This is a genomic window from Campylobacter novaezeelandiae (genome assembly GCF_018968685.1).
In the GTDB taxonomy this organism is placed as follows: domain Bacteria; phylum Campylobacterota; class Campylobacteria; order Campylobacterales; family Campylobacteraceae; genus Campylobacter_D; species Campylobacter_D novaezeelandiae.
Map to the genome: position 1 here is coordinate 1,335,546 of NZ_CP076657.1, position 22,587 is coordinate 1,358,132.

The following is a 22,587-nucleotide window of genomic DNA, read 5'->3' on the forward strand; positions in this document are numbered from 1 at the left end:
TTGCTTTAAAATCTGATCTTTTATAGAGCCTTTAGCGATAGGAATTTCTTTTGTAAGTTCATCATAATAATCTTTGTAAGATTTTAGAAGTTTATCTAAATTTGCAACATTTGACTTGTTTTTATCATTTGGAATTTGAGCGGTATTTTTATCGCCGAAATTCCAATTATTTGTTGTGCTTATTCCAAAAATGCTTAAACTTGAATTATATGGTATTCATATTTTATCCTAAAATAAGAATTTAATTATTTATTATTTTTAAGCATCTATTTTATATTAGAAAATAAAAAATAATTAATTATATTTTTTAGCAAATTCTTTCATAAAATCACATAAAGTTTTTACCTGCTCTAAAGTTATAGCATTATAAATACTTGCACGAATTCCGCCCAAAAGTTTATGTCCTTTAAGTCCTAAAAGATCATTTTGTTCTGCTTCTTTTAAAAAAATAGGAAGCAAATTCTCATCTTTTATATTAAAACTTACATTCATTAAAGATCTATCTTTATTTTGCGCATAGCCTTTGTAAAAACCTTCACTTTCATCTATAGCCTTATATAAAAGATTTGCTTTTTCTAAATTTTTTTCATAAACCACATCAAGACCTCCTTGCTTTAAAAGCCATTGCATTTCAAGATTAAAAATATAAATAGCAAAATTACAAGGAGTATTAAATAATGAATTATATTCTGAATGGATACTATATTTTAACATACTCGGTAAGATTTTATTTTTACTTCTTTCTAACATATCTTTACGAATAAAAACACAAGATAAGCCTGAAATTCCGGCATTCTTTTGAGTTCCTCCATAAAAAAGAGCGATATTAGAAAAATCTACTTTTTTAGAAAAAAAATCACTCGAAGCATCAACAATCAAAGGACTCTTAGTCTTTGGATATTCTTTATATTGTGTTCCATAAATAGTATTGTTTGAACATATATAGGCATAATCAGCATTATCACTAAAGTTTATTTTTGGTATATAAGAAAAATTTTCTTCTTTACTTGAAGCAACAATTTTAAGATTGACTCCCAAAATTCTAGCCTCATTAATAGCTTTTTGAGTCCAAATTCCAGTATTTGCATACTCACAAACTCCGCCTAAATATAAATTCATAGGAATCATAGCAAATTGTAAACTAGCACCTCCATGCAAAAATAAAACTTCATAATTATCATCTAAATTATAAAGTTCTTTAGCCATTTTCATAGCATCAAAATGAATCTCTTCAAAAACGCTACTTCTATGACTAAACTCCATAATAGAAAAACCAAGTCCCTTATAATCAAGTAAATTTTCATTTGCCTCTTTTAAAACTTCTAAAGGTAAAGTTGAAGGTCCTGCGCTAAAATTAATTTTTCTCATATTTTTTCCTTTATAAAACTTGTGCTTGTTTTCTATCATCTTGTGAATTTAAAATTATTTTATCATTTTGCTTTAAGTCTTTTAAATTTACTATCTTGCCATCTTTTTCAATATTAACTAAATTTTTACTTTTTTGAAAAAAAGATTCGTGTTGTTTATAGGCATTTTCTGCTTTTTCTAAATTTAAATAAGCAATATTTAATTTATTTTTTATGGAAAAAAATAATTGTTGTTTTAGATGATTGCTTTGATCAATTTTTTGAGAAATTAAAACATTTAAAGAATTAGCTTTTAATATTTTTTCTAAATTTAAAAGTTCTAATTCTAAATTTTTAAATTTAGTTTGTAAAATAATTTTTAATTGCTGAGTTTTAAAATCTAAATCTTGCTCTAAATCCATTCTTGATGGAATGAGTAAATCTATAGCTGCACTAGGTGTTGGTGCCCTAAGATCTGCTACAAAATCACTGATTACATAATCAATCTCATGTCCAATAGCTGAAATAATAGGTGTTTTTGCTTTAAAAATTTCTCTGGCTAAATTTTCATCATTAAAACAAAAAAGATCTTCTCTACTACCTCCACCTCTTGCAATAATTAAAACATCAAGTCCTTTTACATCTGCTTTTTTCAAAGCATTTATTAAAGAAGACGGGGCTAAATTTCCTTGAGTTAAAGCATTAAAAACATAAATTTTTGCTAAAAAATATGATTTTTGTTCTATTATTTTTAACATATCTTCTAAAGCTGCTGAAGTAAAAGAACTTATAATACCTATTTTTAAAGGAAATTTAGGTAATTGTTTTTTATATTTTATGTCAAATAAACCTTCTTTATCTAAGCGTTCCTTTAAAGCTAAAAATTGCCCTTCTAAATCTCCAAAACCCATTTTTTTTATAGTATTAGCAATAAATTGATAACGTCCGCTCTGAGAGTATAAACTAAGACTTCCAATAAGCTCTAAAAAATCTCCTACTTTAGGAATAAAATTTAATTTTAAATTTTCCCATTTAAAAATCACACAAGAAATACTTGAATTTTCATCCTTAAGCTCAAAATACCAATGCCCTGAAGAATGGATAGTGATTTTTGATAGCTCTCCATTTAAAATAATATTTTCAAAATGAGTTTCAAGTAAAGCTTTAGCCTTTATATTAAGTTCGCTTACAGTCATTTTTTTGCCACAAACATAGAGCTGATACCAAAACTAAAATTATTAATTTTTACTATTTTAAAACCTATTTCTTGCAATTCTTTAGCTAATTCTTGTTCGCTTAGAAAATGATCAATTGAATTAGGCAAATACTCATAAGCACTTTTATTTTTGCTTAAAAAACCTCCTAAAATAGGTAAAATATTTTTAAGATAAAAATCTCTAAAAAAAGATAAAAACCCTTTCTTTTCCTGTTTGCTAAATTCTAAGATTAAAAGTAAGCCATCTTTTTTAAGAACCCTAAAAAATTCTTTTAAAGCCTTTTTCCTTTCAACAACATTTCTAAGTCCATAACTTATGCTCATAATATCAGCACTTTCATTCTCTAAAGGCAAATCCTGTGCAAAAGCTTTTATAAATGTAACTTTTTTGTATTTTTCTTTTGCAATCTTTAACATACCTTCACTAGGATCGATGCCTATAATTTTTGAAATTTTTTTATCAAGTTTTAAAGCCTCTTGTTGCCAAATATTAATCATATCAGCAGTTCCACAAGCAACATCAATAATATTTAAATCTGTTTTATCATAGTTTTTTAAAACATAATTACAAGCCCTTTTACGCCAAGTTATATCAATTCCAAAACTTAAAATTCTATTTGCTTTGTCGTAGCTAGGAGCAATTTCATTAAACATTTGAACAATTTTTTCTTGCTTTTGCATTTTATCCCTCTATTGATTTATCATATAGAATACTTAAATAAATTATTATAATTAAAAAATTTTAGCACTTTTTAAATTAGTTTATTTTTATTTCTACAACATATTTTAATCTTTCGCTCAAATGGAAAGTTTATTTCGCAAGATATTACAATAAATCAATTAAAATTATACAAGTATTTTTAGGATTTTTAGAATCTAAATTTTAATAATAAATTGAAACTGTTTAACAATTTCAATTTATCTAAAAACATTTTTTGCAACCATCTACATACGCACAAATTGCTAAATGATTTATAATATTACCAAGTTTTTTTTCTAAATGTTCTTGATACTCTTTAAGATTTGAATCTTTAAAATTTAAATCTTCTATACTGCCACATTTAGAACATATGATATGAATATGCTCTTCCTCATAGATATCATAACAAGTTTTTTGATTAGCTACATTGATTTCAACCACTAAACCTTGTTCTTGCAAAGTATTTAAATTCTTATAAACAGTTGCCAAAGAAATAGATGGATATTCTTTTTTAATCTCTGCATAAAGTTCTTCTATATTTGGATGTTCATGACGTTTTAAAATTTTTAAGACACAAAGTCTTTGTGGTGTTGCTTTAAGTTCATGTTTTTTTAACATTTCTAACAATTCCATAATCTCCACCTCTAAAAATTTACAAATAAAAATTATATAATAAAATAATTAAAACAAGTTTATATTTATTAAATAATATTTTTTATTAAATAATAAACTAAATATAATTTAAAACATAATTTGTTAATGAGTCTGTATCAAGTCCTAATTCTTTCTCTATTTCAAAAAGTTTTCCATGCTCTATAAATTTATCTTTATACTCAAAACTAATTAGTTTAATGTTTAAATTATTTTCTTGTATAAAAGTATTTAATAAACTTCCCACACCGCCTATTTTATTGCTCTCTGAAAATACAAACCATATTTTTGTTTTTTTTGCAAGCTCTTTAAGAAATTCCTCATCTAAAGGTTTAATAAAAATTAAGTCGACTAAATTTGCACTCTTTTTATTAATTTGTATATTTTTTAACACGCTCCAAGCTTTTCCAACGCCTTGCCCATAACCCAAAAAAGCAACTTCACTTTCACTCTCGATAAGCCATTGGGCTTTAGCCAATTTTATTTCACATGCTTTAAATTCATTATCTAAAATAAAACTTCCTCTAGGATAGCGAAATGCAATAGGACCTTTATGATGATAAGCATATTCCATAATTTTTACCATCATAGCTTCATCTCTTGGTGCAACAAGAGTTAAATTTGGCAAAGGTAATAAAAAATTAATATCAAAAACTCCTTGATGAGTCTCTCCATCTTCACCAACAATTCCTGCTCTATCCATAGCAAAAATAACATTTAAATTTAAAATAGCACAATCATGAATTACTTGATCATATGCACGCTGTAAAAAAGTGCTATAAATAGCTATAAAAGGTTTAAAACCTTCTTTTGCCATAGCTGCCATGGAAGTTACAGCATGTTGCTCTGCAATAGCCACATCCCAAAATCTTTGAGGATATTTTTCTATAAGCTTATCAAGTCCTGTTCCGCTAGGCATAGCCGCAGTAACTCCGACTATATTTTCATATTTATTTGCTAATTCTAATAAATTTTGACTAAAAATTTCAGTAGCACTTTTTTTATCTTGCTTCTTAAGACTTTCTCCATTTTTTATATTAAAAGCACTAACCCCATGCCATTTAGCATGTCTTCCTTCAGCTAAAGAATAACCCTTTCCTTTTATAGTTTGTGCATGAATAACACAAGGTTTTTTTATAAGTTTTGCTTGTTTTAAAGCAGCAATAATTTCATTTAAATTATGCCCATTAATAGGACCTATATATTCAAGTCCTAATTCTTCAAATAAAAGCCCAGGTGTAATTAGTTTAAAACTCTCCTCAAAACGCTTTGCCATATAGGTTGCACCATCTGGCAAAAAATCAAGCATTTTTTCTACTCTTTTTTTAAATTTTTGATAAAATTGTGTTGCCATTGCCTGAGAAAGATACTTAGAAATAGCTCCTATTGGTTTTGAAATACTCATTTCGTTATCATTTAGTATAATGACACAAGGATATTTTCTATCACCCAATTCATTTAAAGCTTCATAAGCCATTCCAGCACTTAAAGCCCCATCTCCAATTAAAACCACAGGTAAGCGATCTTCATTTTTTAATTTTATAGCTTTACAAGCCCCAATGGCTAAAGAAATTGAAGTACTAGAATGCCCCGCAATAAAATAATCTCCTTCATTTGGTTTAGTGTATCCACTAAGTCCTTTAAATTGACGTAAAGTATGAAAAATATTTTCTCTTCCACTTAAGAGTTTATGAGCGTAAGATTGGTGAGAGACGTCAAAAATAAAAGGATCTTTACTGTGATCAAAAACCACATGCATTGCAATACTAAGTTCTACAGCACCTAAATTTGAACTTAAATGTCCTCCATTTTTTGAAACCACCTCTATAATTTTCTCTCTTAAATTAAAAGCTAAGTCTTCAAGCTCTTTAAGACTTAAATTTTGAAGCTCTTTATGAGTATAGGATAATCTCTTACTCATTATTAATCATTCTTTTTATTTTTTCTAATCTTTGATTAAGACTTGATTCTATATTTCCTAAATCACTTAATATTACAACGCTTCCTTTAGAGATTGCATCATCTAAAGTAACCTTAATACTAAGATCATTTTTAAATTCAGATTTTAAATAATCATAATCACTACAATTTACTCTAATATCTATTTCACTAGCACCTTTTAATTCTGAAACCAAATCCTTTGCTAAAGAATAGGCAATTTTAGAAGAATTATTTTCTACTTCTTTTAAAATTACTTCCTTTGCAATATCTATCGCAGTATCTGCTAATTCCTTTTTGTTTTTTTCAATAAATAAATCTAAATTTTTACTTGCTTCATCAAGTTTTAAAATACTTTTTAAATATCTTTCTTTTAAATCATTTAATTCTTTTTCAAACTCTATTTTAGCGTTGTTATAACCTTCTTGTGTAAATTTTTCCTTTGCACTCTCAAGCTCAGAATTAAGACGGTTGTTAAATTCACTTTCTTGATTTTCAATTTGCATTTGAAGTTTAATAATATTACTTGACATTTCATCTGTTTTTTTAAGTAAATCTTCTACAAAACTTGGTTGAAAATCAAGCTGTTTTTCTTCACTAATTTCATTATCTTTTAAAGCAACTTGTTCTTCCTTAGAAGCTACTTCATTATCATTTTTAATTTCATTATTGATATGAGATTTTTCTTGCTCATGATTAAATTCAGATATAACTTTAAATCTATAGCCTTCAACAACATGTTGCTCATTATCTTTTTTAGAAATTACATTACTACGATTTGCCATATTGTTCCTATTCTATCATTTCATCTGCATCGCCTGTTTGTATTAGACCTTGTTCTGCTAATTTTTGAACTGCTTCAACCACTTTTCTTTGAGCATCTTCAACATCCTTTACCCTTACAGCTCCTAAAAATCCCATTTCTTCTAAAAAAGCTTCACTAGCACGTGATGACATATTTGAAAGAAATTTTTGTTTTAATTCTTCGCTTGCACCTTTTAAACCTATCATCAAATCTTTTTTATCAGCAACTTTTAAAATTTCACGAATCGCATTAGTGCTTAATTTGCTAATATCATCAAAAGTAAACATAAGTTCTTTAATAGTTTCAGCTAAACGCTCATCACTTTGCTCAATATAAGTAATAGTAGATTTGCTTGCTTTTTGCCCTAAACGATTGAGCACTTCTGCCACAGCCCTTGGACCGCCCACTTCAACCTTATAAGAAGTAAGACTTTCAAGTTTACTTTCAAGCACAGCAGAAACTCTTTTGATAATACTTGGAGAAATATCACCAAGATTAGCCATTCTAATTACAACTTCAGCCCTTAATTCATCACTAAAATACTCTAAAGTTTCGGCTGCATGGATTGAGTCCATGTGAGCTAAAATAAGGGCAATAGTTTGAGGATGTTCTTTTGTAATAAAGTCAGCAAGTTGTTGTGGTTTAATTTGTGCCAAATAAGCAAAATTTTGGTTATTCTCCATACTTTTAGTAAGTTTTTCAAGGATTTTATTAGCAATATCAGGGCCAAAAGTACGAAAAAGTATTTCTTTGGCATATTCCAAACCACCGCTTTTAATGTATTGATTTGACTGAAGCAAGGTATAAAACTCTTCTAAAACCGCTGTAGCTACGGATCTATCAACATTCTTGGCCATAGCTATATATCTTGAAATTTCTGTAATAACATCAATTTCCATATGCGAAAACACAGCCGTTGTAGCATCTTCTCCAAGTTGAATTAAAAAAATTGCTACTTTTTCAGGCATAGATAAATCATCATAAATCATTTTTTGTTCTTCGCTAAGCTTTATCATTACATATCCTTCTCGCTAAATTCAGAATCATTTTGAACCAAATTTTGAAGTAAAGCAGCAATCTCTTCACTTTTATCAGTCACAAGTCCTCTTAATTTCTCAAGCAAAACTTCATACTGAATAGAATCTTCATTGAAGTTATCACCAAAACCAAGTTGTTCTTCAACTTTTTTCCTTGCTGCATTAAATTTCTCTATAGCATCTTCTGCTTCATCTAACACCAAACCAGGAGCTTGTTGTTGCTCTTCTGGGGTTGCATCTTCGAGCATTTTTTGCATAAAAGGACCAATAACTTTTTTGTAAAAAATAAAAAGTAAAATAGCTGCAATAAAATACTTAACAGGCGGAATAAATGGTTCAATAAAGCGTGAATAAAAGGTTCTAACTTTACTTTCCACTTTAATAGACTCACGATGAAAAGGTAAATTTCTAACTACAACAATATCACCTCTTGCTGCATTATAATTAATAGCACTTTGTACCAAACTTTCTATATTTTTAAGTTCTGTATCACTTAAAGGTATATACTCATTTTGAACATTACCATCTTGATCAACAACTTCTTTATATTTTCCATCAATAGCAACAGCTGCTGAAGTTCTAATAATAGTAGCAAATTGTTTTTTGGTATTGGTTATAGTTTTAGATAATTCATTATTAGTTGTTACTTGATTTTTTTTATAAAGCTCTACTTGACCTTTATTATCAAGCCCTTCAACTGGACCTATATTAGAAACAGCACCAGGAACTCCTTGAATTTCAGGCTCTTTTCTACCTTCTCTTTGTTCTTCTAAAGTCTGTTCGCTTCTTACTATAGGATTTGGATCATAAATTTCACTTTGAGATTCTTTTTTAGAAAAATCAAAATCTATATTCACATTAACTTCTATTTTATCAGTTCCACCGGCAAAAGGAGCTAAGGTTGATATAATTTTTTCTTCAAGCTCTCTTTCTTGATCTCTTTTATATCTAACCTGTGCAGCAATTACATCACTTTCATAAGCTTCTAACTCATCTAAAGGCGCTCCACTTTGATCACTAATTCTTACATTGTCTTTAGTAAGCTTTGGAACCGCAGCCGAAATGATATTTTTAATCCCATCAATTTGTTTCCTTGTAAGCTTTAAACCTTCTTTAATATTAAGCACAACAGAAGCGGTAGGAGGAATTTGTCTTTCAGTAAAAACACTTTCTTTTGGGAAGGCTATATGCACAACTGCTGATCTTATAGGCTCTAAAGTTTCAATAGTCCTAGCAAGCTCCCCTTCAATTGCTCTTTGATATTTAACTTTTTGCTCTTCATTGGTAGCACCAAATTGTTGTTGATCAAAAGCTTCAAAACCAACGCGACTATCCTTAATAAGACCTTCAGATGCAATAATCATTCTTTGTCTATAAACTTGATCTTGGGGAACTAAAATTGTATTTTCATTTTGCAAACGGTAAGGAATACCACTTTGTTCTAATTTTGAAACAATAGCAGCAGATGAACTTGGTTTTACATTCTCAACCAAAATAGCGTAGCCATCTGAAGTAGCACTTCCTGAGTTACGATATAAACTTAAAAAAACTAAAAATCCAACAACCACAACAATAGAAGCCGCTATAACTATACGTTGTTTACGGCTTAAATTTTGATAAAGTTGTCCAATTTGATGGAACATATTTTTAAAATCCATATGCAACCTTAATAAATTTACAAATAACTATTTATTTAAACTGAAAATTATATTACAAAAACTTAAAAAAACATATTTATTGTATCAAAAATCTATTAAGAGTTTAATAAAATCTTAATCTAAATTCTGTATTTGCTTTGATATAAAAAAAATTTCCCTATAGATACTTTTAATCATGTTTGAATTTAAAAATTTATATTTGACATTATTTAAACGATCTAAAATATATTCTTCTCTTTTATGATCATAAATTTCTTGAGCGTTACTTTGCTTTATTTTGCCTATTTCTTTAACATAAGACATTCTTTTATCAAGCAAATACAAAATTTGATCATCTAAAGCATCAATTTGTGCTCTTAATTCATTTAAATCTTGCACTTTAACTCCCCTAAAAGTTCTAAAACGCTAGGATAAATTTTATCAAGTAAGCTTATATCAATTCCTTTAGTATCGCTCATTTTTCCACTTAAGACTAAAATACATTTCATATTTAAATTTTTAGCTTCTAATAAATCTCCTTTAAAATCATCACTTACAATACAAATATCTTCAAAATTAATTTGTTCATTTTGTTTTTGAATGAGCTTTAAAGCTTCTTTATAAAAAGCTAAACTAGGCTTTCCTACTACTTCATAATTAAAATTTGTAGCATTTTTAAGCATAGCCATAATACTACCTACGCCTGGATAGAGTCTATTATCTTTTTTATAAATACTTGTCTCATGCATAGCAATTACTCTAATATCTTTTTTAATAAGCTCTATCATATTAGCAAAATCTTTAAATTTGAAATCATCATAACTAGAAATTAATAAAGCTTCAGGATGATTAAAATCAAGCTCAAAACCTAAATTTTCAAGGCTAAATAAAAACTCTCTAGCTCCAAATGCCGCAATCTTGCAAGGCTTTAAAATATCTTTTAAAACATAAAAAGGATCAATATAAGCATTATCTTTAATGTCTAAGCCTTTTTGCTTTAAGATTGATAAAAAATCAAGCTTTTTTGTATTGTTAGTAACAACAACATAAGGCATGTTATTTGAATTCAAATAAGAAATTAACTCTTTAGCACCAGAGATTAAACTCTTATCTTTATCCGAAAGTAAAGTGCCTTGAACATCTAAAAAAAACATTTTTAATCTTTTAAAAATTTTTCTTCTAAAATTATTTGATCTTCAAAACTTTCTCTTTGACGTATCATTCTTATTTTACCATCTTCTAAAGCTAATTCACATACACGATTTCTAGTATTATAATTACTACTCATACTAAATCCATAAGCACCTGCATCATTAATCACTAAAATATCACCACTTTGTGTTTGCTCTAGCAATCTATCTTTTGCGAAAAAATCCCCACTTTCGCAAATTCCCCCTACAATATCACAAAGACTTTTTTCTCCTTCATTGTAAGGCATGATAATTTCATGATACGCTTCATATAAACTAGGACGTATTAAATCATTCATTGCTCCATCTACTATAACAAAACGTTTTGTTTTATTGTGTTTTTCATAAAGAACAGAACAAACAAATTTCCCACTTTTAGCTACTAAAAAACGCCCTGGCTCCATTCCTATAGTTACATCAAGCCCACCAAGCTTTGATAAAATTCCTTGTGCATATAAATAAAGATCTGGTCTTAAATCATCTTTTTCATAAGCTACACCAAGTCCTCCCCCTATGTCAAAAAATTTAATATCAATTTTTAAAGCTTTTAATTCTCTTACAAGCTTTGCAACAATTTCTGCAGCTTCATAAACAGGAGAAAGATCTAAGAGTTGAGAACCTATATGAAAATGTATTCCAATAGGTTCTAAATAAGAAGATTTTTTAGCATAAAGATACATTTTTTTGGCTTGTTCTATTTCTACCCCAAATTTATTTTCATTAAGTCCGGTAGAAATATAAGGATGAGTTTTTGCATCTACATCAGGATTAACACGAATGCTTATTCTTGCTTTTACATTAAGTTTTTTGGCTACATTCTCTAAAAGTAATAATTCAGATTCACTCTCTAAATTGATATATAATATATCATAACCCAAAGCTTCTTTAAGCTCTTCTTCGGTTTTTGCTACACCACTAAAAATAATCTTATAAGGTTTAGCTCCTGCTCTTAATGCTCTTTTTACTTCTCCTATGCTTACACAATCAAAACCGCTATCAAGTTTGACTAACATTTGTAAAAGGCTTAAATTAGAATTAGCTTTTAAAGCATAAAAAATCTGAGATTTTCTTGCCTTAAAAGCCTCTTTTAGTTCTAAAAAATTTTTCTTTATTTCATCAAAATCATAAATATAAAAAGGAGTATTAAACTCATTCCTTAAACTTTTATAATCCATCTTAACCCTTTAACGATTTTTATAATACATAAACAATGCAAATAATGCTAAAAGCACTATAGGCAAGATAATACCAAATTCAGTTAAAATAACTCCATTTTCACTTAATCTTGTAAGCAAAAATAATAATCCCCAAACACCAAAACTTACAAGAAAAAATATAAAACTTACAAAGGCCAAATTAAAAAATCTAGCTGTTATAGGAAAAAAATAATATATTATAAGCATTAAAAAAGGTGCAAAAAACGGAGTAAAAACCAATTTATAAAGAGAAATTTTTATAGAATGCAAACTAATGCCTTGTTCCTTAAATAAAAATAACCCTTCTAATGCATCTTTAATAGAATAATCACTATTATTTGCCACGCTTTCAATAATCTTAGGTTTAAAGCCTTCTAAAGTTTTTAAATCTTTAAATTCTTTACTTTGTAAGCCTTTAGCGCTTACATTATACTCATTTGGAAGCAATGTTAAACTTCCCTCCTTTAAAATCCAAAAATCATCATTAAAAATAGCTTTTTTTGCAATAACAAATGATGTTAGATTGAGATCTTTAGTGTTAAAAATTTTAATATCCTCAACCTCATTTTGAGCACTTTTAACCTTATCAATATAAATTAGATCATCATTAAATTTTAGAAAAACTCCACCACCTTGTTTGATTAAAACGCCATTTTTTATAATATTTCTTTTATAATCATTAGCATAAGCAAATGAAGTAAAATTAAGTCCTATAAAAACAAAACAAAAAAATAAAGCCCATAAAAAAGGAAATAAAATAACTAAATTTTTACTCAATCCCAATGCATAAAAACTTACGAATTCATTACTTCTAATCATATTGATTAAACTTAAAATCAAAGCAAAAATTAAAGAGATTGGCAAAAGATAAAATACAGCACTACAAGCCAAAAAAACTACATAAAGCAAATCTAAATTTGCAGACTTTGGTAAATCTTTAAAATTTAATAAAAGATCAATACAAACAAAAAAACAAAGTAAAGATAAAAAAATAATAAAAAAATTTTTAAGATAAATCCCTGAAATAAAACGAAAAAAAATCCACATTATAAAACTTTTAAACTATATTTTGAAGCAATATGAGTTATATCATTTGAATTAATGAGTTCAAACAAAGCGTCTTTTGCACGATCTAAAACTTTATCTAAAATTATTTTTTCATCTTCATTAAATTTAGACAAAACAAATTCTTTAATATTATTTGATCTTCCAATACCTATACGCACGCGCTCATAATCATTAGAGCAATATTCATCTATACTTTTAAGTCCATTATGACCGCCACTACTTCCTGCTTTTTTAAATTTCAAAGCTCCAAATTTAAGATCTATATCATCGTGGATTACTATAATTCTTTGGCATTTATAAAAATCTTTAACAGCTTTTACGCTTAATCCTGAATGATTCATGTAAGTATTTGGTTTTAAGAATAAAGAAGAGTTTATTTTATATAACTCTCCTTTAAATTTAGCATTTGTAATTTGTAAGAAATTATAATTTTTAAGAATTAAATCAACAAGCATAAAACCAACATTATGCCTTGTATCCTTATAAGTATCTCCTATATTGCCAAGTCCTACAACTAAGATCACCTTGCTTTTTCTACACCTACTACTGCTACTCTTTCAGCATCAATAATGCTTACACCTTCTGGAACAACCACATCTTTTACAAGTAAAGCATCACCTACGTCTAATTTACTAACATCTAACTCAAAAAAGTTAGGTAAATTTTCAGCCTTACATTTAACTTTTAATCTTCTCTTTGACTGAATCAATACACCTTTATTTTTAAGCCCTATTGCAGTTCCTATAATTTTAACAGGAATCATATATTTAGACACTACACCTTTTTGTGCAACTTTTAAATCTACATGCTTAAGTTCTGCGGTTACAGGATCTTTTTGATAATCTACTATAACAACATTTAAAACCTTTTCGCCTACTTTAATATCAAAAGCAAGTGTAGTTTTTTTACGCACTTCTTTAATAAAATCATTAAGCTTAAAAGCTGCATGAATATTTTCAAATCCTTTTGCATAGATATTTGCAATTAGATAACCATCTCTTTTTAAAGCTTTAGCAGCTTTTCTACCGATACTCTCTCTAATAATACCTTCTAGCATTTTTAACCTTTCGTAAAATAAAACCCTTATTCTATCAAAAAAATCTTAGCTTAATTTAAAAATTTATCTTTTTATGTCTTAATATCTCATCTATATCAACAATAATTAACTATCTTTAAGCTCTCCCATCTAGCTCTTCGCACATTCTCTCAAATTCCTCATAATATTTCCAAGAAGCTATGATATCAGGACGATGCTCTTTAATGTGAGTAAGCTCATAATCAAGTAAGTTTTTAATATATACTCTTAAATCTTTGTTTTCTTTTAAATAATTTAATATATCTTGTTCATTTATAAAATTTTCTTCTTTAAATTCAATTTGCTCTTTTAAAAATACACTAAATTTTAAAAGATAAGTTTTTACTTCTTCAAAAAGTTTTTTATGTTCTTTTAAAATGTTAAAATCATTCTCATCTATATAAATACTTAAGTTTTTATAATAAGTATAATTTTTATCTAGTATAAAAGATTTAATATCTATGCTACATATAGGGGGGGGGGTATTAGATAATTTTGCTTCACATATGTTTAATCTTATATCTTTTGATAAATAAGGAAAAGTTTTTTTATCTAGTAAAAGATTAAAAGGAAGTAAATGAGCAAATTTATTCCAGAATTTATGTTCAAATTTTTCTTTATCTTTTATATTAGGTGGATTAAAATCTAAAATTTTTGCTAATTTGTTCATGGTATTAAAAGCTATTTTACTATCTAGCTCTTTACAATCTATATAAAAGATTTTAAATTCTTTTTTACTTTCTAAAAATGCTTTTATGTTGGAATAGTAGTTGAAATTGAGTGTTTTATTTGAATTTTTCCAATACTTTAAAGCCTTAAGGCTTGGTTTGACTTCATTTTCTCTTCTCTTGCCTAAATATAAAATTTTAAACACTTCATTTAAATCATCATTTAAATTTATTATTTTTTTACCATCATTGGATTTTCCATGATTAATAAAAGTTTTAAACCTCGAGATAGGATCTCTTGTTAAAATGAGGATTTTGGTAGAATTTAATATATGAGAGAAATTTGGTATAAATGGTGATTTACCAGAAAAGTGAAAATCTAAGTAAAAGTTTTCATCTTTTTTTAACCTATTATTGGCACTTGTATATTTTACATTACTTCTATCATAGACTCTTACCCTATTTAATCGACATAAAAATAAAAAATAATTTAAAGCTCCATGACCTGATACATCATAAGAATGCTTTATAAATTTATAATTACTTGGCAATGGTTTAAGATATCTTATAAATCTTAAAACTATATGTCTTTGATAAAGTTTTAATAATTTTACAAATCTATATAAAACCCAACGCTTAAAACCTTTCTCTTTTAAAACTTTAAAAGATTTACTTTTTAAAGGATTTTTCATAAACTATTCCTAAATAATAATTTTATATTTTATTATAAATTACTTTTTGAGTATAAGATATTTCAAGATAAAGCACTTAAAATATCTTCATAAGCTATACAAAATTGCTCTAAACCATCGTCCATTAAATTTTTATAGGCTTTTTGTAAATCATACAAAGAAACAATTTGATTTAATTTATCATAAATTTTAGTATTATCTAAAGGAACTTTAAAAGTACATTTTTCATTAAAAGCATCAATAGCATCAAGCGGGGCTGTATTGATACTATTTTCAAAAAATAATTCTTGAATATAATAATCTTTTGATAAAGTATTATCTTTAACTCCTGTGCTGGCAAATAAAGCACGAATATTTGGCTCATTTTTAGAAACAATATCATTGTAAATTAAATTTGCATTTAAAACACCGATAGATCCTTGCTCTAAAACATTAATACCAAGGAATTTATCAAAACGACTTACAAAAATACTAATCACAGCTTTTGGGGTTTTTGCATTAGCTAAATGTGAATTTTTTTGATAAAAATATTTTAAACCTTCATTTAAAGCATCAAAACATTTTTTACCTTGATCTTGTGAAAACACCAAGGTTGCATTAACGCTAATACCTTCTTTCATAAGTTCATACATTACCTCATAAGAAGCCTCTGTAGCTGGAATTTTCATCATCACATTTTCTTTAGCTATAGCATTAAAAAGTCTTTTTGCCTCACCTAAACTTAAACTTGTGTGATTATAAAGTCTTGGATCAATCTCAAGACTAATAAAACCATCATTGAAATTCATAAAATGGGGCATTAATTTATCTGCTGCTTTTTTAATGTCGTTAATTGCTAATTCTTCATAAATTTCTTTAGCTTTTTTTCCTTTTAATTTAATAATTTGGTTTTTATAAAATGATGAATTTAAGATAGCATTTTTAAAAATACTAGGATTAGAAGTAGCTCCATTAATTTTAAAATTCAATAAATCTAAAAATTCTTTTTCTAAAAAATTATTTTCAATAAAATCACACCACAGAGAAAATTTTTTCATAATTAAACCTTTGTTTTTAACTGAAAATATAGCGGATTTTACTTTAAATTATAATTTATAAGAAGATTTGATGGGAAAATCCCATCAAATTTAGAATTCACGTTTTAGAAGTGCTTCGACTTTAAGTATGGTAAGAATATTTTCATCTCTTTTACCTATACCATAAATCATACCTTTATCTTTTACTAAAGTTTCAGGTGGCGGATCAATTCTGCTTCTGTGAATTTTAATCGCTTCTGTCAATCTATCTATAACAAAACCAGCATTTCCACCAACACCACTACCATTTGTCTCTCCTCTTAAAACTATATATCTAGTTTGAGGAGTCATTTTAGAACTTCCTAAATTAAAACGTTGTGCCAAATCAATAAGTGGCATAACATTTCCACGCATATTAAATACACCTAAAACATAATCTGGCACACTAGGGACTCTAGTGTATTCTATAGGCTTAATAATCTCTTGTATATTAAGAATTGGAATAGCATATTCTTCATCTCCAACTACAAAACCAACTAGTTGGATTATATCATCTTCTTTATGATCTTGAGGACTAGCTATCTGAGCTTGCTGTTTTTGCAAAATTTGTTCTAATTTATCATTACTCATACTCTTATCCTAATTTTAAATTTTTTCTAACTACATTTTCTAAATATTCCGGAGAATAAGGTTTTGTAATATATTCTGTCATTCCTACTTCAACACCTCTTAAACGATCTGTTTTGCTTGTTCTTGAGGTAACTGCTATTAATGGAAGGTTTCTATATTTAGAATACTTCCTAATTTCACCAGCTAAAGTATAACCATCCATTCTTGGCATCTCTATATCTATAAGCATAGCATCAATATCATGCTCTCCTGATTTAACAATGTTAAGTGCTTCAACACCATTAGTTGCTTCTATCAAACTCACCCCTAAAGATTCTAAAGCTTTTTGCATCAAAGTTCTATCCATTTTAGAATCATCAACGATTAAAACTTTATAATCACTTGGCTTTTCTTTTACTTTTTTAACATTTGATTCAAGCTGAGCTTTAATATCAACTTTTATTTCTTTTGCCATATCCATCATAGCTGCTACATCGATAATTAAAGTTACTCTACCATCACCTCTTATAGTAGCTCCTGCTATTCCTGTGATATTTTGTAAATAATCACCCATTGATTTAATAACAATTTCTTCTTGCCCTACCAAAGTATCAACTATAATACCAAGCTTGCTTTCTGCTACACCAATAACAACCACATAAGTTTGATCACCACTTTCAAGAACTTGCTTAACTCCAAAAACATCTGAAAGTCTTACAAGCGAAAGAACCTCATCTCTTAAGCGTAATACATTCTTACCTTCTATGGTGTAAATATCATCAATCGGAACTCTAACCGTTTCAAGAACACTTGCAAGTGGAATAGCATAAAATTCTTCTTGAGTACCTACAAGTAAAGATTGGATAATTGCTAATGTTAAAGGAATTTTTAATTTAAATGTACTTCCTTTACCCACTTCACTATCAATTTCAATCACACCATTAAGCTTTTCAATATTGGTTTTAACAACGTCCATTCCAACGCCACGACCTGAAACATTTGTCACTTTTGCTGCAGTAGAAAAACCTGGTTTAAAAATCAAAGCAAAAGCTTCTTTATCACTCATTTGATCTGCTTCTCTTTCAGTGATCAAATTTTTCTCTATAGCTTTATATTTTAAAGCATTTGCATCAAGTCCTTTACCATCATCAGTAATTTCAACTACAATATGATTTCCTTCATTATAAGCTTTAAGTTGAACAATTCCTTTTTCAGGCTTTCCGCTAGCTGCACGAGTAGCTGGATCTTCTACACCATGATCACAAGAATTTCTAATCATATGCATTATAGGATCGCCTATTTCTTCAACGATGGACTTATCTAACTCTGTTTCTTCACCTGTAATTTCAAGTTCAATCTGTTTTCCAAGTTCACGACTTAAGTCTCTAACAACTCTTGGAAATTTATTAAATACCTTTGCAATAGGTTGCATTCTTGTTTTCATTACAGCAAGTTGTACATCTGTTGTAATAATACTTAATTGGCTAACAACCTGGTTAAGCTCTTCAAGGAATTTTTCACCCTCATAACGCTCTTCAACATCATCATAAATTTTAAGCAAACGGTTTTTTCCGAGTACTAATTCACCAATTAAATTCATCAAATGATCAAGTCTCTTAACTTCAACCCTAATAGTTTGATCCATAGATGCACCGCTACTACCAGTAACAGGAACCTTTTTTTCTGCAGGAGCACTTGTTTTTGTGTCCGCTGGTTTATTTGGAGAAACAGATGAGGCTGATTTTTGTTGCTTTTTCTGTGCTCTTCTTGCTTGATCTTCAGCCTTTCTCACTTTTAAAAGTCTTTCTATTTCTGCTTCAACTTCAGAATCATTAAGCTTGCTAACATCTATATCTGGTTCTGGAGTAGGTTCTGGTTCTTGTTTTTCCTCTTTTACTTCTTTATTTTCTTCTATTTTTTCATTAGAAGTTGGCGCCTCTCCTTCTGAGATAGCAGTAAGTTTAGAACAAATAGGTCCAATATCCATACCTATTGCTGTATCATTACCATTATCACGGATAGAATTAAGCAAAGTTTTCATTCTATCAATAGATTCTAAAACAACGTCCATTATATCTGGAGTGATTTTAAGTTCGCCATGTCTTGCTTTATTTAAAACATCTTCCATATGATGTGTTAATTTTGTTAAAACATCAAAATTTAAAAAACTTGATGATCCTTTAACGGTATGCGCAACACGGAAAATTCTATTTAATAATTCTAAATCTTCTGGATTTGATTCAAGCTCTACTAAGTCATGGTCGATTTGCTCAACTAGCTCAAAAGCTTCAACCAAAAAGTCTTCAAGTATTTCTTGCATATCTTCCATATTTTACCCCTGTTGTTGAGATTGATGTTTTTTTAAAACACGAGTTATTTCAGAGAAAAAGTCACTTGCATTAAATTTAACTAAATATCCTTCTCCTCCAGCTTCTTGAACACCTTTTTCGTTCATAAATTCATTAGATAAAGATGAATTAAAAACTATAGGAATATCTTTAAATCTCTGATCTTCTTTAACATGTGCAGCAAAATGAAAGCCATCCATTTGAGGCATTTCAACATCACTTACAATAATCTTTAAATTAGCGCCCAAAGAATCTCCATAAAGCTGACTCAACTCTTCTAGCTTATTGATACCTTCTACACCATCTTTTGCTTCAACTACTTGTAGTCCTATTTGTTGGAGCATTTCTTTAACACGTTTTCTAGCTGTTAAACTATCATCTAAGATTAAAGCTGTTCCGCTAAATTTTTCGATTTTGCTAAGATCGATATCTATTTTAGGCGCATAAATTCCTAATTCTTCCACAATACTCTCAAGATCTAAAATAAGCAAAACCTCATCATTTTCGATACGTGTTACACCCGTGATCTTACCCTTATCTAAAGCTCCAGATCCTGCAGAAAAAGTAGCTGGCTCTATATCTTTCCAGTTTATACGACGAATTCTTTTAGCCTCATGAACAATAAAACCAATAAGAATATTACTAAATTCTGTAATTATTACTCGTGGCTTTAACATAGTCCCTTCTGGCTCGGTAATTTGCATCCACTTTGCAAGATTAACTACAGGTATTACAACTCCACGAAGATCAAAAATACCTTCAATGTAATCAGGCACACCTGGTAATTCCGTAAGACTTGGAATCTTGATAATTTCTCTTACTTTAGAAACATTAACACCATAAATTCCTTCATATACTTTATCGTGCCCTTGCTTAAAAATACGGAAATCAACAAGTTCCATTTCATTTGAACCTGTTTTAATTATATTTTCATCAAACATTTTGACCCCTCAAATTCTGTTCTTGAAATTTGATTTCTTGGCTGTATTCTACTACAAAAAAACTTTCCTTATATGCAAAACTATTTAAATTAAAATATTTTATATTTTCATTATTTAAAATAAAATTTTGATGATAGTGTCCTTCTATAACCCAAGCATTATTGGTGTTATATTTTTCATATCTTTGATAAATTAAATTTTCAAAATTGTTAATTTTAAAAAAAAGATTTTTCTTTTTTTGATTTTCTAAAATTCGTTTTGATATAAAATCGAAAGTAATTTTATTTAAAAAATTTAAAAAACAAAGCAAAGAATGTCTTCTTAAATTTTTTAAAATAAACCCTAAAAAAGGATTTAAAAAAATATCCCCATGTGCTAAAAAAAAATCTATTTTTTCACCTTTTTCGGTATAAAAAATAGCTTTTAAAGGCTGTTTTTTTAAAGGAAAAATCTTTACTTTTTTAAAAAAATAAGAAAGATTAAAATCATGATTTCCTTCCAAATAAAAAATTTCCACATCATTGCTAAGCTCTTCTAATAAAATAATATATTTTTTTGCAAAATTATGCGTAGCAGAAATTTCACCTATTAATAAATCGAATATATCACCCATTAAAAAAAGTTGAGAAGTTTTAACTTTACCTTCTTTTAAAGCACATAAAAAATTCCAAAACCCTCTTCTTTGTTCATTTTCATGAGCATCAGCTATAAAAATAGCACCATTTTTAATAATCACTTCATTTTGCAAATGCTTTTTCATTTTTCAATTCTTTATCATAATCTATATTTAATGTAAGTATGAATTGATTATTATCTATAAAAAAATTAATAAATATTAAAATCCAATTTTTCATAAAAAATGTCTATAATTTCAAATTCACTTTCCCCTTTTGGCAAACGCACTCTAAACTCATCACCTACTTTCTTACCAAGCATGGCCTTTGCAATAGGTGAGTTGATAGAAATGTAGCCTTTTTCAAGATTGCTTTCACAAATTCCAACCAAGGTATATTTACTTTCTTTTTCACTATCTACATCCATAATCACAACGCTAGAGCCAAATTTGACACTATCGTGCTCATAACTTGAAGGATCTATCACTTGAGCTCTTGCTAAAATATCACTTAACTCTGCTATACGGCTTTCAATTAAAGCTTGTTTTTCTCTTGCGGCATGATATTCTGCATTTTCTTTTAAATCCCCATGACTTCTTGCTACATCAATTTCAACAACCACTGCTGGACGCTGATTATCTTTTAAATCTTTTAATTCATTAACTAATTTTTTATAGCCAAATTCACTCATTGGTTCTTTTTGCATTTTCTATCCTTTTTAAATTTCATGAAGTATTTTAGCTAAATTTTTTGCACTTCCAAATTTTAAATACTCTTTTAAAAAATCAACTTTATCAAAAAACATCTGATAATTATAGTTTATATAAGAATTATAAAGATTTTGCGCTTTAACCTCATCTTGTAAAAATTCAGGATTTAAAGGTTCTTTTCCTGCAAAATCACAAATAATATTTGCAAGTCCTATATGTTTTAATTTCACAAATAATTTTGCTATAAAAATATCAATAGCCTTTGCTCTATAAGCTAAAACAAAAGGAGTGCCCACTAAAGCCGCTTCTAGTGTAGCCGTACCACTACAAATAAAAGCAAAATCAGCTTTTTTAAGGAGTTTTGGGGTATTGCTTTCTATTTTAAATTCTTTAATATCACCATAAATTTCAAGTTTATTAAGATTAAATGGAGGAACACAAAGAATTTTTTCACCTTTAAATTTTTTAGAAAGTTCTTTAAAAATAGGCATTAATCGTTTAATTTCACTTTTTCTTGAACCAGGTAAAAAAGCTATAATTTTTTCTTTTTCCTTTTTTAAAAGGATTGATTTTTCATTTTCTTTAGTCTTAAAATCTTTTATCTCATCTAAGAGTGGGTGCCCACAATAAATACTTTTACTAAAAAATTGATCATCAAAAGGTAAAATAGATGCTAAAACATCAAAATGACTCTCTATAATAGGAACACGTCCTTTTTTCCAGGCCCAAACTTGAGGCAAGATATAGTAAATTCTTTTTATTTTTGAATCACTTTTTTTTAAAGCCTTTACAAAAGGTATGTTAAATGCGGGCGAATCTATACATAAAATTGCATCTATTTTTTGAGTAAAACTTAAATTTACAAGCTCTTTAATTGCCCTTTTTGCCTTAAAAATCAAAGGCAAAATCTCTATAAAACCCATAGCGCTAAATTCATGAGAACTATAAAGAGGTTTAGAATTTAAACCAAATTCTTTAGATAAGGTCTCATCATAAATTCCTAAAAGATTAAAATCTTTAAAATTTTCTTTATAGACTTTTAAAATTTCCTTTAAATGCAAATTTGCTGATGGTTCTAAAGCGCAAACTAAAAAAGTTTTCATTATCTAACTCTTTATCAAGATTAAAAT

The 22,587-nt window shown here is 27.9% G+C and carries 22 protein-coding genes; all 22 read right to left on the reverse strand.

What is annotated here, in order from left to right:
* Positions 1–294 precede the first annotated feature (294 nt).
* On the reverse strand, positions 295–1,368 hold the full coding sequence (gene serC, locus CNZW441b_RS06785; RefSeq protein ID WP_131163791.1) for a phosphoserine transaminase: 1,074 nt from the start codon (positions 1,366–1,368) through the stop codon (positions 295–297).
* A 10-nt stretch (positions 1,369–1,378) separates the two neighbouring features.
* On the reverse strand, positions 1,379–2,542 hold the full coding sequence (gene xseA, locus CNZW441b_RS06790) for an exodeoxyribonuclease VII large subunit (RefSeq protein WP_131163790.1): 1,164 nt from the start codon (positions 2,540–2,542) through the stop codon (positions 1,379–1,381).
* On the reverse strand, positions 2,539–3,243 hold the full coding sequence (gene ubiE, locus CNZW441b_RS06795; protein WP_131163789.1) for a bifunctional demethylmenaquinone methyltransferase/2-methoxy-6-polyprenyl-1,4-benzoquinol methylase UbiE: 705 nt from the start codon (positions 3,241–3,243) through the stop codon (positions 2,539–2,541). Before ubiE ends, xseA begins: the two co-directional genes overlap by 4 nt.
* Before the next feature lie 241 nt (positions 3,244–3,484).
* On the reverse strand, positions 3,485–3,895 hold the full coding sequence (gene perR, locus CNZW441b_RS06800; protein WP_131165655.1) for a peroxide-responsive transcriptional repressor PerR: 411 nt from the start codon (positions 3,893–3,895) through the stop codon (positions 3,485–3,487).
* A gap of 97 nt (positions 3,896–3,992) precedes the next feature.
* Positions 3,993–5,834: a 1-deoxy-D-xylulose-5-phosphate synthase gene (gene dxs / locus CNZW441b_RS06805; protein WP_131163787.1), complete on the reverse strand. Its 1,842-nt coding sequence runs from the start codon at positions 5,832–5,834 to the stop codon at positions 3,993–3,995.
* Positions 5,827–6,636 carry a flagellar assembly protein FliH gene (fliH, locus tag CNZW441b_RS06810; RefSeq protein ID WP_131163786.1) on the reverse strand — a complete coding sequence of 270 codons (810 nt, stop codon included), beginning with the start codon at positions 6,634–6,636 and terminating at the stop codon, positions 5,827–5,829. Before fliH ends, dxs begins: the two co-directional genes overlap by 8 nt.
* Positions 6,637–6,643: 7 nt before the next feature.
* Entirely contained in the window at positions 6,644–7,672 is a 1,029-nt protein-coding gene (gene fliG, locus CNZW441b_RS06815) for a flagellar motor switch protein FliG (protein WP_131163785.1), read from the reverse strand.
* Entirely contained in the window at positions 7,672–9,351 is a 1,680-nt protein-coding gene (gene fliF / locus CNZW441b_RS06820) for a flagellar basal-body MS-ring/collar protein FliF (RefSeq protein ID WP_131163784.1), read from the reverse strand. The genes fliG and fliF overlap by 1 nt, the downstream gene beginning before the upstream one ends.
* 114 nt (positions 9,352–9,465) lie before the next feature.
* A complete protein-coding gene (pheA, locus tag CNZW441b_RS06825; protein ID WP_131163783.1) occupies positions 9,466–9,729 on the reverse strand; it encodes a chorismate mutase in 264 nt (87 codons plus the stop codon).
* Positions 9,717–10,484, reverse strand: coding sequence for an HAD-IIA family hydrolase (locus CNZW441b_RS06830; RefSeq protein WP_131163782.1), 768 nt, complete (start codon positions 10,482–10,484; stop codon positions 9,717–9,719). Before CNZW441b_RS06830 ends, pheA begins: the two co-directional genes overlap by 13 nt.
* A 2-nt stretch (positions 10,485–10,486) precedes the next feature.
* Entirely contained in the window at positions 10,487–11,695 is a 1,209-nt protein-coding gene (gene lysA, locus CNZW441b_RS06835; RefSeq protein WP_131186484.1) for a diaminopimelate decarboxylase, read from the reverse strand.
* A gap of 9 nt (positions 11,696–11,704) precedes the next feature.
* Entirely contained in the window at positions 11,705–12,763 is a 1,059-nt protein-coding gene (locus CNZW441b_RS06840) for an LptF/LptG family permease (RefSeq protein ID WP_131163780.1), read from the reverse strand.
* Positions 12,763–13,308, reverse strand: a complete 546-nt coding sequence (gene pth / locus CNZW441b_RS06845; RefSeq protein ID WP_131163779.1) for an aminoacyl-tRNA hydrolase — start codon at positions 13,306–13,308, stop codon at positions 12,763–12,765. Before pth ends, CNZW441b_RS06840 begins: the two co-directional genes overlap by 1 nt.
* Complete coding sequence (locus CNZW441b_RS06850) at positions 13,305–13,841, reverse strand: 50S ribosomal protein L25/general stress protein Ctc (RefSeq protein ID WP_131163778.1); 537 nt, start codon at positions 13,839–13,841, stop codon at positions 13,305–13,307. The genes pth and CNZW441b_RS06850 overlap by 4 nt, the downstream gene beginning before the upstream one ends.
* Before the next feature lie 115 nt (positions 13,842–13,956).
* The gene (locus CNZW441b_RS06855; RefSeq protein ID WP_216681353.1) at positions 13,957–15,219 is read right to left on the reverse strand and encodes a DUF2972 domain-containing protein; all 1,263 of its coding nucleotides are present in this window, start codon (positions 15,217–15,219) and stop codon (positions 13,957–13,959) included.
* 62 nt (positions 15,220–15,281) lie between these two features.
* Positions 15,282–16,256, reverse strand: a complete 975-nt coding sequence (locus CNZW441b_RS06860) for a transaldolase (RefSeq protein WP_131165696.1) — start codon at positions 16,254–16,256, stop codon at positions 15,282–15,284.
* A 90-nt stretch (positions 16,257–16,346) separates the two neighbouring features.
* Positions 16,347–16,865 carry a chemotaxis protein CheW gene (locus CNZW441b_RS06865; RefSeq protein ID WP_131163155.1) on the reverse strand — a complete coding sequence of 173 codons (519 nt, stop codon included), beginning with the start codon at positions 16,863–16,865 and terminating at the stop codon, positions 16,347–16,349.
* 4 nt (positions 16,866–16,869) lie between these two features.
* Positions 16,870–19,173 carry a hybrid sensor histidine kinase/response regulator gene (locus tag CNZW441b_RS06870; protein WP_131163154.1) on the reverse strand — a complete coding sequence of 768 codons (2,304 nt, stop codon included), beginning with the start codon at positions 19,171–19,173 and terminating at the stop codon, positions 16,870–16,872.
* Positions 19,174–19,176: 3 nt separating this feature from the next.
* Entirely contained in the window at positions 19,177–20,133 is a 957-nt protein-coding gene (locus CNZW441b_RS06875; protein WP_131163153.1) for a chemotaxis protein, read from the reverse strand.
* A complete protein-coding gene (locus CNZW441b_RS06880; protein WP_131163152.1) occupies positions 20,126–20,893 on the reverse strand; it encodes a UDP-2,3-diacylglucosamine diphosphatase in 768 nt (255 codons plus the stop codon). Before CNZW441b_RS06880 ends, CNZW441b_RS06875 begins: the two co-directional genes overlap by 8 nt.
* Positions 20,894–20,958: 65 nt before the next feature.
* Positions 20,959–21,453, reverse strand: a complete 495-nt coding sequence (greA, locus tag CNZW441b_RS06885) for a transcription elongation factor GreA (protein WP_131163151.1) — start codon at positions 21,451–21,453, stop codon at positions 20,959–20,961.
* A 12-nt stretch (positions 21,454–21,465) separates the two neighbouring features.
* Positions 21,466–22,560, reverse strand: coding sequence for a lipid-A-disaccharide synthase (gene lpxB, locus CNZW441b_RS06890; RefSeq protein WP_131163150.1), 1,095 nt, complete (start codon positions 22,558–22,560; stop codon positions 21,466–21,468).
* Between the last annotated feature and the right edge of the window lie 27 nt (positions 22,561–22,587).

Excerpts from the sequence above, each read along its gene's own strand:
- lpxB (WP_131163150.1), bottom strand. The coding sequence starts at position 22,560 with ATGAAAACTTTTTTAGTTTGCGCTTTAGAACCATCAGCAAATTTGCAT.
- CNZW441b_RS06875 (WP_131163153.1), bottom strand. The coding sequence starts at position 20,133 with ATGTTTGATGAAAATATAATTAAAACAGGTTCAAATGAAATGGAACTT.
- CNZW441b_RS06850 (WP_131163778.1), bottom strand. The coding sequence starts at position 13,841 with ATGCTAGAAGGTATTATTAGAGAGAGTATCGGTAGAAAAGCTGCTAAA.
- CNZW441b_RS06855 (WP_216681353.1), bottom strand. The coding sequence starts at position 15,219 with ATGAAAAATCCTTTAAAAAGTAAATCTTTTAAAGTTTTAAAAGAGAAA.
- fliF (WP_131163784.1), bottom strand. The coding sequence starts at position 9,351 with ATGGATTTTAAAAATATGTTCCATCAAATTGGACAACTTTATCAAAAT.
- serC (WP_131163791.1), bottom strand. The coding sequence starts at position 1,368 with ATGAGAAAAATTAATTTTAGCGCAGGACCTTCAACTTTACCTTTAGAA.
- lysA (WP_131186484.1), bottom strand. The coding sequence starts at position 11,695 with ATGGATTATAAAAGTTTAAGGAATGAGTTTAATACTCCTTTTTATATT.
- ubiE (WP_131163789.1), bottom strand. The coding sequence starts at position 3,243 with ATGCAAAAGCAAGAAAAAATTGTTCAAATGTTTAATGAAATTGCTCCT.
- CNZW441b_RS06870 (WP_131163154.1), bottom strand. The coding sequence starts at position 19,173 with ATGGAAGATATGCAAGAAATACTTGAAGACTTTTTGGTTGAAGCTTTT.
- xseA (WP_131163790.1), bottom strand. The coding sequence starts at position 2,542 with ATGACTGTAAGCGAACTTAATATAAAGGCTAAAGCTTTACTTGAAACT.
- perR (WP_131165655.1), bottom strand. The coding sequence starts at position 3,895 with ATGGAATTGTTAGAAATGTTAAAAAAACATGAACTTAAAGCAACACCA.
- dxs (WP_131163787.1), bottom strand. The coding sequence starts at position 5,834 with ATGAGTAAGAGATTATCCTATACTCATAAAGAGCTTCAAAATTTAAGT.
- CNZW441b_RS06865 (WP_131163155.1), bottom strand. The coding sequence starts at position 16,865 with ATGAGTAATGATAAATTAGAACAAATTTTGCAAAAACAGCAAGCTCAG.
- greA (WP_131163151.1), bottom strand. The coding sequence starts at position 21,453 with ATGCAAAAAGAACCAATGAGTGAATTTGGCTATAAAAAATTAGTTAAT.
- CNZW441b_RS06830 (WP_131163782.1), bottom strand. The coding sequence starts at position 10,484 with ATGTTTTTTTTAGATGTTCAAGGCACTTTACTTTCGGATAAAGATAAG.
- fliH (WP_131163786.1), bottom strand. The coding sequence starts at position 6,636 with ATGGCAAATCGTAGTAATGTAATTTCTAAAAAAGATAATGAGCAACAT.
- CNZW441b_RS06880 (WP_131163152.1), bottom strand. The coding sequence starts at position 20,893 with ATGAAAAAGCATTTGCAAAATGAAGTGATTATTAAAAATGGTGCTATT.
- CNZW441b_RS06860 (WP_131165696.1), bottom strand. The coding sequence starts at position 16,256 with ATGAAAAAATTTTCTCTGTGGTGTGATTTTATTGAAAATAATTTTTTA.
- CNZW441b_RS06840 (WP_131163780.1), bottom strand. The coding sequence starts at position 12,763 with ATGTGGATTTTTTTTCGTTTTATTTCAGGGATTTATCTTAAAAATTTT.
- fliG (WP_131163785.1), bottom strand. The coding sequence starts at position 7,672 with ATGATAAAGCTTAGCGAAGAACAAAAAATGATTTATGATGATTTATCT.